7 protein-coding genes are annotated in these 14,016 nt (G+C 46.8%); 4 read left to right on the top strand and 3 right to left on the bottom strand.

Annotated elements, in window-relative coordinates:
- Positions 1-124 precede the first annotated feature (124 nt).
- Positions 125-1,510: a tRNA uridine-5-carboxymethylaminomethyl(34) synthesis GTPase MnmE gene (mnmE, locus tag QUB66_RS24475; protein ID WP_332970027.1), complete on the bottom strand. Its 1,386-nt coding sequence runs from the start codon at positions 1,508-1,510 to the stop codon at positions 125-127.
- Positions 1,511-1,884: 374 nt separating this feature from the next.
- On the opposite strand from mnmE, the gene QUB66_RS24470 reads away from it, so the two are divergent.
- A complete protein-coding gene (locus QUB66_RS24470) occupies positions 1,885-4,080 on the top strand; it encodes a tetratricopeptide repeat protein (protein ID WP_332970028.1) in 2,196 nt (731 codons plus the stop codon).
- Positions 4,081-4,307: 227 nt separating this feature from the next.
- Entirely contained in the window at positions 4,308-6,497 is a 2,190-nt protein-coding gene (locus QUB66_RS24465; RefSeq protein WP_442923318.1) for a tetratricopeptide repeat protein, read from the top strand.
- 41 nt (positions 6,498-6,538) lie between these two features.
- Here the strand turns inward: QUB66_RS24465 and QUB66_RS24460 are convergent, their stop codons facing one another.
- Both QUB66_RS24460 and QUB66_RS24455 read right to left on the bottom strand, forming a co-directional pair.
- Complete coding sequence (locus tag QUB66_RS24460) at positions 6,539-7,966, bottom strand: protein adenylyltransferase SelO (RefSeq protein WP_265239548.1); 1,428 nt, start codon at positions 7,964-7,966, stop codon at positions 6,539-6,541.
- 110 nt (positions 7,967-8,076) lie between these two features.
- Complete coding sequence (locus QUB66_RS24455) at positions 8,077-9,693, bottom strand: Ppx/GppA phosphatase family protein (protein WP_332970030.1); 1,617 nt, start codon at positions 9,691-9,693, stop codon at positions 8,077-8,079.
- A 95-nt stretch (positions 9,694-9,788) separates the two neighbouring features.
- Between QUB66_RS24455 and QUB66_RS24450 the strand changes: the two genes are divergently transcribed.
- Entirely contained in the window at positions 9,789-10,673 is an 885-nt protein-coding gene (locus QUB66_RS24450; protein ID WP_332970031.1) for a 4-hydroxybenzoate solanesyltransferase, read from the top strand.
- 438 nt (positions 10,674-11,111) lie between these two features.
- The coding region (locus QUB66_RS24445) for a S8 family serine peptidase (protein ID WP_332970032.1) at positions 11,112-14,016 on the top strand (2,905 nt) is incomplete at its 3' end.

Genomic DNA, 14,016 nt, shown 5'->3' with positions numbered 1-14,016 from the left:
AAACAAAACCCGGATGGTGCGCGGGTTGAAGATAAGAAGACCGGGCGCTTAAAATTACCTGTTTTCTTTAGTCCGCGTCGGCGGACTTAGTTTTTGTAGGCGCGGTTTTAACCGTATGTCTGATCTATTTCCCAATACAAAACCTGCTAAATATTCTGTCCAGCACTGATTCTGTCACTTCTTCCCCCGTAACTTCCCCCAATGCTTGAATTGCGCCGCGCAAATCTATTGTCCAAAAATCGAAAGGCAATTTATTGCTAATAGTATCCGTGCATTGTTCCAGAGAAATTTTGGCTCTAGTTAAGGCTGCTGCTTGTCGCTGGTTGATTGCGAAGTCCGAGTTTGCTGCTTGCAAATTCCCCCCGCTGACAGCATCTAAGATTGCTGTTTCTAAGTCTTCTATGCCTCGATCGAGGGCGGCGGCTGCGGTGACTATCGGGTGAATTTCAGAGGTAAAAGGCAATTCTGGGATTGTTTTTACTAGGTCAATTTTGTTGATAATTATAATTAGCTGGCGGTGTTTTACTTGTTCGTAAATTTCCCAATCGCCTGCTGTCCAACCAGATTCTGCGTCAATTGTCAATAATACTAAATCGGCTTGTTTTGCTGCGGCGCGCGATCGCTCAACGCCAATTTTTTCTACCTTGTCTTCCGTCTCGCGAATGCCCGCAGTATCGAGTACCTGCACCGGAATGCCGCCCACAACTAGCTGCGATTCTACCACATCCCGCGTCGTTCCGGGCAAATCTGTGACGATCGCCCGATCGCTCTTACTCCACGCATTCAACAAACTCGACTTTCCCACATTCGGCCGCCCAACAATCGCCACTTTCAAACCAGTTCTCAACAATTCACCGCGATCTGCCGTCGCCAAAATCCTTGACAATTCGCTCAAAATGTGATTTATTTCCAAACAAGTTTGACCTTCATCTAAAGGTGGCAAATCTTCCTCAAAATCAATTCTCGCCTCAATTTCTGCCAACACATCCAAACAAATTGCTCTTAACTTGCGAATTGGTTGAGCTAATTTTCCCTGCAAACCAGCTAAAGCACTTTGCGCGGCTGCCGGCGATTGGGCTCCCACCAAATCCGAGATACTTTCAGCTTGAGTTAAATCTAGTCTTCCATTCAAAAAAGCCCTGAGCGAAAACTCTCCCGGCTGCGCCAATCTCGCGCCATTTTCCAAACACAACTGCAAGACTTGCTGCACCGCCATAATGCCACCGTGACAGTGAAATTCCACCACATCTTCGCGGGTAAAAGAACGTGGTGCTTTCATGATTAACAGCAAGGCTTCATCGACTAATTCTTGAGTTTTGGGGCGGCGGATGTGACCGTAAAGAATGCGGTGAGACTCCCAAATTTGCCGTCCTGGGGCGCGAAACAGGGTTTCGGCAATTTTTAAGGCTGCGGAACCTGAAACTCGCACAATGCCGACGCTGCCTTGTTGCGGTACTATGGCAGTGGCGATCGCTGCGATCGTTCCTCCTTTTGTTAGGGATTCAGACATTTTTATTGTTCACACATTCAAAAGTTATACAGATCTCATTGACAGGATAAACAATTTTAGCGAAGTTTTTCCAAGATATTAAAAGAGCGTGCCCGCCCTGCTTGACTTCGCTCGCGAATCCGTTACCGAGGCACAGGGGATTTAAGCCCCCACCTTTAGGTGGATTGTTTTTAGGCAGGGGCTTAAATCCCCTGCCTAAAAACTTCACTGTCAACTGTCAACTGTCAACTGTCAACTGTTAACGAGGCTTGCAGAACAGCCCTCGCCCGGAAAGCCCCATTCACGGCCAGCTCGAACTTAAATTAGTCAGCAACATCTTTTTGCTATCCTGGTTTCATGCGATAATCGAACATTAACAGGGCAGAGGGCATAGCATGATTGGTCAACTTCTAGACAGACGTTACCGCATCATTAAAGTCACAGACTCAAGTGAAGTGGGAAAAACTTATGTAGCAGCAGATACTCACCGTCCCGGATATCCGCAATGCACGGTTAGAGAAATGCGGCTTCTCGGCACAAGTTCGCAAACTCCAGAATTAGTCAAAATTATATTTCAAAGAAATGCAGAAATAATTGAAAAATTGGGTAAACACGACAAAATCCCCGAATTACTGGCGTATTTTGAGGAAAATCAAAGTTTATACTTAATTGAAGAATTTATTGCGGGTCAACCTTTAAGCGAAGAACTGATACCCAGTGAACCTTGGGCAGAAGAGAAAGTAATTGCTCTGCTATCATCCATATTAGAAGTTTTGGTGTTTATACACGATAACGGGTTCATTCATCGCAGAATTCAACCAGATAGAGTGATCCGGCGCGAGTCAGACGACAAATTTGTGTTGATTGACTTTAGCTTAGACAAAGAAATTAACCCGGAACTCGCTAATTGTCATTTGTTGGCGCCAACCTCCCCGAACTCTGTTAAAAAGCCTTTGGGAAAAAAACAGGAGTTGGCTGCTGAAATATTATATGTGCCGATCGAGCAATCGATCGGCAACCCCCGTTACAATAGCGACATTTACGCTCTAGGTACGATCGCCCAGCTTGCGGTGACGGGACTCTCGCCCGATGAACTGAGTGCCTTAAAAAACCAAGGCGAAATTCCCTGGCGCGATCGGGCGACTTGTTCGGCGACCCTAGCAGATATGATCGATCGCATGGTGGACTCCGACTGCGAGGAACGTTATCAAGATGCCACCGAAGTGTTGACCGACCTCAAGCAAATCGCTGTAAAATACGATTTTGAGCCGTCGCCAGCCACGATCATCAGGAAGGCTACGAGTCAACGGCCGAGACAGCGCCCAACCAGACTGTTGCTGTTCGCTGCAATACCGGCAGCTTTAATTTTGATAGCAGTCATAATTTACTTTTGGCAGAGTCAAAATCCGGCGAGGGCAAAAGAATTGTTGGCCAGGGGCGCTACCAAGGCGCAGCAAGGTGACAAAACAGGTGCGATCGCCGATTATACTCAAGCGATCGCCCTGAATGCCAGTGATGCCGAAACTTTCTACAAGCGGGCTAATACTCGTTATGATATGGGCGCGACAGAGCAAGCAATACAGGATTACACCCAAGCAATTAAAGTTAATCCCAGCTTCACCAAAGCCATATACAATCGAGCTCTGGCGCGCCGCGACACCGGCGACAAGCGGGGGGCATTGGAAGATCTTACCCAAGTATTGCGGCTCAATCCTAACGACGGCGAGGCCTACTACCAGCGGGGTTTAGCCTACTACGATTTGGCAGACTACCGCACGGCAATTGAAGACTACACTCAAGCAATTCGGCTTAATCCCAACGATGCGACAGCATACAGCAATCGGGGTTTAGCTCGATCGGCATCGGGCGACAAAACCGGAGCAATGGCGGATTTTACCCAGGCGATTCAAATTAGCCCCAAGGAAGCTGGGGTTTACTACAGTCGCGGTCGATCGAGATTTAATCTGGCAGATTATCAAGGAGCGATGGAAGATTACAGTAGGGCGATCGAATTGGAACCAGACCAAGCTGATGCTTATACTAATCGGTGCAGCGCTTACTTAAATTTGGCAACCTACGACAAAGCGATTGAAGATTGCAGCCGAGCAATTCGCCTCGATCCCAAAGATGAAGCAGCTTACAACAACCGCTGCATTGCTCATCTGAATTTAAAACAATTTCAAAAGGCTACCGAAGATTGCAGTTTGACGATCGGACTCAACAGCAACAATCCCAAGGCGTACAGCAATCGAGGATTAGCTCGATCGGCTTCGGGAGACAAGCAGGGGGCTGTGGAAGATTTTACTCAAGCAATTCGGCTTAATCCCAGTGATGCCATAGCTTACAGCAATCGCGGTACTCTGTACTCAGGACTAAAAAATTACCCTTTAGCGGTTGAGGATTTCGCTCATTCGCTACGGATCAACCCCAACAATGCTAGCGCTTTTTACAGCCGAGGCCTTGTCCGTCGCCAACTCAAAGATCGGGCTGGGGCGATCGAGGATTTTCAGAAAGCTGCAACCCTGTTTTTAGAACAAGGAAGAGCCGATGGTTTTCAAAATGCACAAGCACAAATCAACGACCCTAAATAAACTATTAGTCATCAGTTATTAGTCATCAGTCATCAGTCATCAGTCATCAGTCATTAGTCAACTGTCATTAGTCATTAGGTAGGAAAATGAATAACCAACAAGGAAGAAGAAAGAAGTCAAAATCACCCACTACCAATTCCCAATTCCCAATCCCCAATTCCCAATTCCCAATCCCCAATCCCCAATTCCCAATTCCCAATTCCCAATTCCCAATTATTGATATGAACATGGTTGGTCAACTTTTAGACAGGCGTTATCGCGTAGTGCAAATTCTCAGTTCGGGAGCTTTCGGACAAACTTATTTGGCTGTCGATACTCGCCGTCCGGGCCACCCTCAATGTGTAGTCAAACAGCTTCGGCCTCCCAGCAACACTTCCACAGTTCTCAAAACAGCTTACCGCTTATTTAAACAAGAAGCAGAAATATTAGAAAAACTGGGAAAACACGATCAAATTCCCTTTTTACTCGCTTATTTTGAAGAAAATAATCAATTCTACCTCGTAGAAGAATTTGTACCCGGACACGCCCTAAATCGGGAAATTGTGGCCGGTCAACCTTGGCGGGAAGAGCGAGTGCTGTTGCTATTGGAAGAAGTGTTACAACTTCTGGCTTTTGTACACTCTCAGGGAGTGATTCACCGCGATGTTAATCCCTCCAACTTAATCCGCCGTAAACCAGACGGCAAATTAGTTTTAATTGACTTCGGCTCAGTTAAAGAAGTTGCTAATCATGTCAGCGACTACGATACAGAATTTCCGCGCACCATTGCGACTGGGACTCCGGCTTATATGCCGATCGAACAATTTCAAGGCAACCCACAATTTAGCAGTGACCTTTATGCAGTGGGGATGATGGCCATCCAAGCTATCACGGGTTTGCCCGGTACGGATTTGCCAAAATTGCAAGATCCGAATCCTTCTCACACCGGGGAAATTGTTTGGCGCAACCGAACTCAATGTTCTCCGGTATTGGCAAATATAATCGACAAAATGGTCTGCCACCAATTTAGCAAACGCTATCTATCGGCTGAGGAAATTTTGGCAGCTCTCAGCAAGTTGAGACACCGCCCAGACGCGGGAAATACGACTCAAAACAAAAAAAAATCTCCGTCGAGCTTACTGTCTTCTAATAATTTTGGGTTACGGTTGGGGACTCGGTTTTGGTGGCTGATATTTGCTGGCTGTGGGGCGATTGCTCTGGTATTTTTGTTTAATTATTGTAGCCGCCCGAATCCAATCAAAGCTAAGGAATATTACGAAAAGGGAGTAGTAAGCTCTCGAAATCAAGATCCGGCGGCCGCTTTGCAAGCCTTTGATAAATCTATTCAATTAAACCCTAAAAATGCTGAGAGTTTTTATCAGCGGGGTAATGCTAATTATGACCTCAAAAAATATCAAGAAGCAATTGCCGATTATGGTCAGACTATCGCTCTCAATCCTAAATATTTCAAGGCTTATTTTAACCGGGCTCTTGCCCGTCGCGATTTTAACGACAAGCGCGGAGCAATTGAGGATTACACTCAGGTTTTGAAGCTCCAGCCCAACGATGTTAATACATATTATGAAAGAGGAGTTACTTATTTAGAAATACAAGATTATAAGACGGCTATTCAGGATTTTACCGAAGTAATTCGATTGCAGCCGAACATGGTTAAAGCTTATCATTCGCGGGGGATTGCTCGCGCTGGTAACAGCGATTTGCAGGGGGCGATTGGAGATTATACAGAAGCAATTAAACTGGATGCTCAGAATGTTGATGCTTTTTACAGTCGGGGGAGAGCTCGCTTTCACCTAGGAGATTATCAGGGAGCATTGGCGGATTATACTCAGGTAATTGCGATCGATCCCAAGAGTGGAGATGCTTACGCGAATCGTTGCAGTACGCAGTTAAATTTGGGAGCTTATCAAGCCGCAATTGACGATTGCACTCAAGCAATTGCGCTGAGCGATGAAGATGGGGTTCCCTATAACAATCGCTGTATTGCTTATATAAATTTGAAGGATTATCCGAAAGCAATTGCCGATTGCACTCAAGCGGTGACAGTGAATCCCAAGGATTATAATGCTTTCAGCAACCGGGGTTTGGCTCGCAACGCAGCGGGCGACAGCCAAGGGGCGATCGCAGATTTTACCGCAGCAATCGGGCTGAATCCCAACGATGCTGAAGCTTACGCCAATCGGGCCAAGGTTTACCAGCAGTTAAATAATTACAATAGTGCGATCGGCGATTACGTGCAAGCCATTCGGATCAATCCAAATTATGCTGGTGCTTACTACGGTAGAGGAATGGTTAGGCGATCGTTAGGAGACAAAGCAGGAGCGATTAGCGACTTAGAAAAAGCGGGCAAAATCTTTCTCGATCAAGGACTTACTGGCGGTTATAAAGACACACAATTTGAGATTGAAAAGCTCAAATAGTTATTCGTAGGGTGCGCATTGGGCACCTTGCAAAATTACCGTTAAGAGTCTTGAATTCGCTTAACCAAATCATAAAAAGGTTGCCAATTATCCTCAAGAGCGATCGGTTCCCAAACAGCCTCAATCGTAGGTCTCAACAGCGATTGTTCAGGATTGTGCTTCCGCAACCTTTGGGCCATTTTGTCCATATCGTCCGCCGACAAACTTTGCAAAACGTGACAATAAAACTCCCGCCAAGGTGCTAACAACTCCCCAGGTTCCGCGTCACTAAAAATTTGATTGACATCATCTCGCCAAGTGCGATCGAACTGTCTGCGCAATTGCCAAAAGAAATCATGATAATCAACTTGAGACTCCGCCAACATCTTAATTGTCAACTTCAAAAGCTCATCACCATCCGCCTCTGGCAAATCTTCAAATCCCAATTTATTCAGCATCAACTGACGGTAAGCAACATTATAATACTCACCAAACTTTGCCAAAGCAGCATCCATATCAGCTTGAGAAATCGCGGCTGCTAGCGGTTGCTGAAGCTTCTCCAAATTCCCCTTGCAAACAAACGGTTGATTGCCGTAACAATAAAGACCATAATGGTCAAAATAAGCTGCCGTAAATTCCGGTTTATAAGTTGGTATAAAAGCAAAAGGCCCATAATCAAAACTTTCACCAGTAATCGACATATTATCAGTATTCAGCACCGCGTGGCAAAAACCTGCCGCCATCCACTGAGCGACCAATTCAGCTACTCGCTTGACTAAATCCGCATAAAATAGTGCATACTTTTCTTCTGAAGAAGCACCAGAATTGCTAGCTGCTAAATGCAGTTCAGGATAGTAATATTCAATTACAAAATCTAAAAGTTTTTTAATTAAGTCCGGGCGGCGGATATAATTTAGCCTTTCAAAAGTGCCAAACCTAATGTGAGATTCACTAAAACGAACCATTACAGACGATCGCGTCGGAGAAGGTTCGTCACCTCGCCACAAAGCATCGCCGGTTTCAACTAAACTAAAACAGCGAGATGTCCGAACTCCCAATCGCTGCAAAGCTTCAGCAGCTAAAACTTCGCGAATTCCCCCTTTGAGAGTGAGTCTACCATCAGCACTGCGCGAGTAGGGAGTGCGACCAGAACCTTTAGTGCCGAAGTCATAAAGTCTGCCGTCAGTGCCGCGAACTTGGCCGTATAAAAAGCCTCTACCGTCGCCTAAATTGGGGTTGTATTCGTTGAATTGATAGCCGTGGTAGCGGAGTGCGAGAAATGGACGCACGCAGTGAAATTTGCCGAATGCTTGGATGAAATGCTCGTCGGTTACTTCTGAGGGGTCTAAACCCAATGTCGGTAATAATTGGTCGTTGCGGAAGCGGAGGATGTGCTGGGGAAAATCGGCCGCCGGGACTTCATCAAAGTAGTCGCCGCCGAGGGATTCGAGGGCGGGCTCGTAGTTGAGGGAAAGTAAGGGATTTGACATTTGTCTATTTTATGTTGAAAATGGCGATCGATCCAAATATTTTAGCTGATTGTCGTTCTATATATGCGTAAGGTGCGCAGTGCGCACCCTACAGTTGCTCTGGCTGGTATTTAAACTCCAACCAGACTCGGTTCTAAAGTTGCCACTAATTTGAGATTATACTCATCTTCAAAACATGGCTTTTTATAATCCAAACTCCACATTTCCAGAGCGCAATCGTCCGCGGGGTTGAGCGGTTGCAGCCGCAAGTGAAACTCTCGCACTTCCGGGCGGTGTTCGCATTTGAAATCAGCAATAGCGCCAATCTGCCGCCTATCCAAAGCCACAGCCAACCGCAGAAAAGGATGCAGTTTACTCACTACTTCTCGGTATCTTTTCGGGAGAATTTGAAAATTTTCATGCTTCTTTTTGGGAGGATTTTTGCGGTGATATCGAGCTAGATTAGCAATTACTTCAATCTCTGTTTCAGTGTATCCCAATAACTCACCATTGCGAATTAAATAGTAAGAATGCTTGTGGTGCGCCGAATGACTGACGTACAAACCGGAGTTGTGCAGAATCGCCGCCGCCCACAGCAACTCGCGTTCTTCAGTTCCCCAATTGTGTAAAATTCCTTGGGTTTGGTCAAACAAATTCAGCGCAAATTCTGCGGTTCTTTCGCTTTGTTCTAAGTTAACTTGATATTTTGCAGCCATGTGTAGAACGCTGCGCTGGCGGATTGAACCTTGATAGCGCAAGCGGTTTTCAATCAAACCTCGGCTCAGCATCCAGTCAACAATGACGCCTTCTCTCAAAGATCGATCGCACACAGTGAGCGATTCCATCCCTAATAGTGTCATCGCTTCCTGCAAAATCAAAGCGCCGGCGAGAATAATTTCCGCCCGTTTATCAGACATTCCGGGAATTGCCAGCCTTTCCGAGTAAGAAAGTTTGCGAAAGCGATTGACTAAATCGCGCAAATCTTTTAAACTTAATTGATAGCCCGCCAGCGGACTCGGAACTGTTCCCAGCTTTTCGCGAGCGTTAATTGCAGCCAGAGTTTCGATGGTTCCAGCAGTGCCAATCAAGCGCAGAGTTTCGCCAGCCTTGAATTGCGATCGCAATTCGTCGATCGGTCTTTCCAGCGAAATCCGAATATAAGCTTGCAAATAGGCAAACTCCTCCTTGCTAATCGGGTCAGTTTTGACAAATTCTCCAGTCAGGCGTACAGCACCAATTTTGGTACTGGTGAGACAGCGCGGTTCAGAACTATCTCCTAAGATCAACTCAGTAGAACCGCCGCCAATATCAATAATTACCTGGGACTGATTGTTAAATTCCATTCCCGAAAGTACGCCGAGATAAATTCTCCGCGCTTCTTCTTGACCGGAAATTAAGCTAACATTTAGGTCTAATTCGTCAGCAACTTGTTTGAGAAACTCGCGCCCGTTAGGCGCTTCTCGAACCGCACTCGTAGCTACAGCGATGACTTGTTCAGCATTAAAAGTTTTAGCAATATCTTGAAAACGGCGCAAAGTTGCGATCGCCCTTTCCATAACCTCAGCCTTTAAGCACCCTGTTTTTACCTCGCAATCGCCCAATCGAACCGTATCTTTTTCTCTAGCAATAATCGTAAACGCGGGCAATTTCGGATCGATCCGCGCCACCACCATGTGAAACGAGTTAGTACCCATATCAATAGCGGCAATAATGCGATTTGACTCCGCAGAAGCAAGTGAATTAACCATAGGAGTGTATCGGGGTTGACAGATATTTTTAATTATTCCATGAATTTACTGAGCCATCGGCTTAAAATATTAAGAATCTCCAATCTAGAATTAAAATGCTTATAGAGCCCGATCGCCCAACCGAATCCAAATTACTAACCATCGTAAAGCTTTTGAGGTGGGACAAACCAGCAGGGCGACTAATTTTAATGATTCCAGCCCTCTGGGCCGTCTTTTTAGCAGCCCACGGAACGCCGCCCGCAGCATTAGTCGGTGTGATAGTGTTGGGCACCTTAGCCACGAGTGCGGCTGGATGCGTGATTAACGACTTGTGGGATCGCGATATTGATCCCGAAGTAGAAAGAACGCGATCGCGCCCCCTAGCATCCCGCGCCCTCACCGTGCAAACTGGAATAGGAGTTGCCTTAATTTCCTTTGCTTGCGCCGCAATTCTCGCCCTTTATCTCAATCCTTTAAGCTTCTGGCTGTGTGTCGCCGCCGTACCAGTAATTATCTGCTATCCCCTAGCAAAAAGAGTTTTTCCCGTGCCGCAATTAGTATTATCAATAGCCTGGGGATTTGCAGTATTAATTAGTTGGAGCGCCGCCGTCAATCAATTAGAAATAGCAACTTGGTTGCTGTGGGGAGCAGTCGTGTTTTGGACAATGGGATTTGACACAGTTTACGCGATGAGCGACAGAGAAGATGACCTGCGTTTGGGCGTAAATTCCAGCGCGATATTTTTCGGGGATAATGCAGCTAATGCTGTGGGTTTTTTCTTTGTTGGTACGGTCGGTTTGTTAGCAGCAATGGGCATTAATTTGCAGTTGCACGTTGGTTTTTGGATAGCGATTAGTGCGGCGGCGATTTTGTGGTTTTTGCAGTACAGTCAACTGCGAAAGGATGATATTCCCACACCTGTTTATGGTCAAATCTTTCGCCAAAATGTTTGGGTTGGGTTTGTCATATTGGCGGGGATGATTGTTGGGGATATTTTTTGAGAATACCGGGCGGTTGAAACCGCGTCTATACAAACAAAACCCGGATGGTGCGCGGGTTGAAGAACAGACGGCGGTTTCAACTGCCCTGTATCTCTTTCAACGTCATTCTGCATCCCCTAAAAACGGGGATTTTGCCAAGTATTTGTAAAGTTATATTACAAAAACCGAAATTTTGCATAAAAACTCCGACGCACTCCAGATAGATAAGTAGCGGCGCAAGTTCAGCGAGTTTGACCCACACCTTGTGTAAAGTTATATTACAAAAACCGAAATTTTGCATAAAAACTCCGACGCACTCCAGATAGATAAGTAGCGGCGCAAGTTCAGCGAGTTTGACCCACACCTTGTGTGAAGTTATATTACAAACCGCATAAAAACTCCGACGCACTCCAGATAGATAAATGTCAGCCCAAATTATCGGATTAATCGAGGTGCACCATGTCTACTACTTCTATCGGCAATCTCAACGACAACTATTTCTCGATCGACTTTGCGGGAAAAACTGACCCCATCGATACCTATCGCTTCAATCGACTGAATACAGGAAGTTTTCGCGTCACCGCCGAAGGTTTCACTTCCGTGGTGGGGATGCAACTGCTTGACAGTGACGGAAAAGTAGTCAAAGACATCGCCACCGAAGGCACAAATTCCGGTACATTTAGCATCGATAATTTGGGTGCAACAAATTATGCACTCAAAATTTCTGCACCTTCGCGCGATACAAATTATCAAGTTAGTTTAACACCAGACGGCAAAGTTGACCCGCTGACAGGTTTGGGAGTTGATTCCGGCTTTTTCGCTACAGATTCTACGGGACAAGTTGGCTTTGACTGGTTGCACGACGGTGGCAATTATCAAGGAGAAGTTGCCATTTTCAGCGTGCAGGGCATGGAGAAATTAACTCCAGGTTCTCAGGAGTTTATCAAAGAAGCGGCAAGACGAGCTCTGAGCAATTCTACCTTTGGTCACGTAGTAATTTCCGACCCTACAGAAGGCGCAAATCCGCTGTTTGACGGTCTTTTAGGAGAGGACAACTATAACGAAGGAACCTACAGCGGCCCGAAAACATTTGGGATGAAACCGGGTGAGGCTTTTGCTGTGATGTTGGTGCCGAACGCTACTGTGCAAGATATCTTTAATAAGCCCAATGCTGGCGGCGACAAACGCCCGCTGCTGTCGTTATCTAGCACTAATCCAGATGATGCTTGGCTGTACGGTCAAATAGCTGATGTTACTGGCACCGGCAAGGCCTTTGCGATGGAAGATCAGCGGGTTGATACGGGTTCGGATAAAGATTACAACGATTTGGTGTTTAAGTTGACGGGTGCGACGGGTAAGGCAGTGTCGATCGACAAAGTAATCAATCCGAGTAAGGATTGGACTAAACTCGATGGCGGCAAGAAATTGATCGAGTATGTCACTCCCACACCGTCAGTAGCCACAACCCCGCCTGCTGTTGTACCGCCAGTTGAGACAACAACGCCGCCAGTTGCTGTTGTACCGCCGGCAACACCGCCAGTAGCGACAACGCCGCCTGCTGTTGTACCGCCAGTTGAGACAACGCCGCCTGCTGTTGTACCGCCGACAATACCGCCAGTTGAGACAACGCCGCCTGCTGTTGTACCGCCGACAATACCGCCAGTTGAGACAACGCCGCCAGTTGCTGTTGTACCGCCAGTTGAGACAACACCACCAGTTGCTGTTGTACCGCCGGCAACACCGCCAGTTGAGACAACGCCGCCTGCTGTACCGCCAGTTGAGACAACACCGCCAGTTGCTGTTGTACCGCCAGTTGAGACAACACCGCCAGTTGAGACAACGCCGCCTGCTGTACCGCCAGTTGCTGTTGTACCGCCAGTTGAGACAACGCCGCCAGTTGCTGTTGTACCGCCTGTGATGATTACAGGGCCTGTACTAATAAAACCTCCGATCGCCCTAACGACTCCCTCAGAACCGCCTGCGATCGACGAAAAACCGCCTGTAACTCAACAAACGCCGGAGACTCAACCGCCTTTTGAAACTATTTTGCCGCCAGCGCCCGATCGCGCTTTTGTAGGCATCATCGATACTGGGTTTGCGGCGAAGAATCCCGATTTGGATTACTCTAAAGTGACTATGGGGCGCGATCGCATCGACAAAGATAGCAACCCGTTGTTAAATGCTGGAGAAGGTAACGAACACGGCACGTTTAGCTGGGGTTTAGTAAGTGCAATTCAAGGTAACGATAAAGGGATTGATGGCTACAACGATCAGGCGAATGTTTACCTAAGTCGGGCGATTGGTTCTGGGGAATGGGATTTAGCTTTAACTGATTTTGTGAGTGAAGCGAAGGGACAAAAGAAGAAGAATGCGATCGCCCTGCTTCCCCTGGATTTAACTCAAAAGAATGCTGATGGTAGCATTACTACTCGTTACGAGTTTACGAACCGAGAACGTGCGGCTTTGGAAAATGCGCGTCAAAATGGAGTCCTGTTAGTTGTAGCGGCGGGTAATGATGGCGGTGTGATGTCGGTTTTGGGTCAATCTTCTCAGGAGTTTGAGAATATTATCACGGTTGGTTCGTCTAATGGATTTGGGCGATCGGATTATTCGAGTTACGGCTATGGTTTGGATATTTTAGTGCCCGGTGGTTCGATCGACAATCCGACTTTATCTACGGTTGGTGATGATGTCGGCCAAATGGCGGGTACTTCTGCGTCGGCGGCGATTGCGGCGGGGATGTTGTCTAAGGTTTGGGATAGCAATCCGGCTTTGAATGCTACTCAAGTGATTGATGTTTTGACTGGAAGTGCGATCGATTTGAAGGCACCCGGATGGGATGAAGAGACCGGTTTTGGGGTGGTGAATTTTAATAAGGCTGTGCAAGTGGCGAAGGAAACAGCGCCGCAAGCTTATATTCCAACACCTTTCTCGAATCCTACTACTTGGGGTTTAGAGGGACAAGTTAACCCTTGGGAACGAGCGCTTAATTTGAGTGGCGTGACGGATTCGAGTAAAACTGCTGTCCAGATTAACGGTGGTGTTAATATTCGTCCCGCTGCTAATACTTCCAGTGCTTCTGTTGGTAAAGTTAGTGCTGGGGAACAACTGGAATTTGACTACCAGACTCAAGGTGAATTAATCAACGATCCTAATGGTGAAGGTAGCAGTGATGTCTGGTATCACCTGGCAGATGGTAGCGGTTTTGTATCTGGTTTGTACGTCACCAATGTTCAAGATATCCAATCTGCAACTCAGCCACCGAGCGATCCAGGTACTGTCATCACCGATCCAGGTACTGTCATCACCGATCCAGGTACTGTCATCACCGATCCAGGTACTGTCATCACCGATCCAGGTACTG

Source organism: Microcoleus sp. A2-C3 (genome assembly GCF_036706065.1).
In the GTDB taxonomy this organism is placed as follows: Bacteria; Cyanobacteriota; Cyanobacteriia; order Cyanobacteriales; family Microcoleaceae; genus Microcoleus.
This window is presented reverse-complemented; position numbering and strand designations above follow the sequence as displayed.

What these genes read in the sequence shown, in the direction of transcription:
- mnmE (WP_332970027.1), bottom strand. Translation starts at nt 1,510, where the DNA reads ATGTCTGAATCCCTAACAAAAGGAGGAACGATCGCAGCGATCGCCACT.
- QUB66_RS24470 (WP_332970028.1), top strand. Translation starts at nt 1,885, where the DNA reads ATGATTGGTCAACTTCTAGACAGACGTTACCGCATCATTAAAGTCACA.
- QUB66_RS24465 (WP_442923318.1), top strand. Translation starts at nt 4,308, where the DNA reads ATGGTTGGTCAACTTTTAGACAGGCGTTATCGCGTAGTGCAAATTCTC.
- QUB66_RS24460 (WP_265239548.1), bottom strand. Translation starts at nt 7,966, where the DNA reads ATGTCAAATCCCTTACTTTCCCTCAACTACGAGCCCGCCCTCGAATCC.
- QUB66_RS24455 (WP_332970030.1), bottom strand. Translation starts at nt 9,693, where the DNA reads ATGGTTAATTCACTTGCTTCTGCGGAGTCAAATCGCATTATTGCCGCT.
- QUB66_RS24450 (WP_332970031.1), top strand. Translation starts at nt 9,789, where the DNA reads ATGCTTATAGAGCCCGATCGCCCAACCGAATCCAAATTACTAACCATC.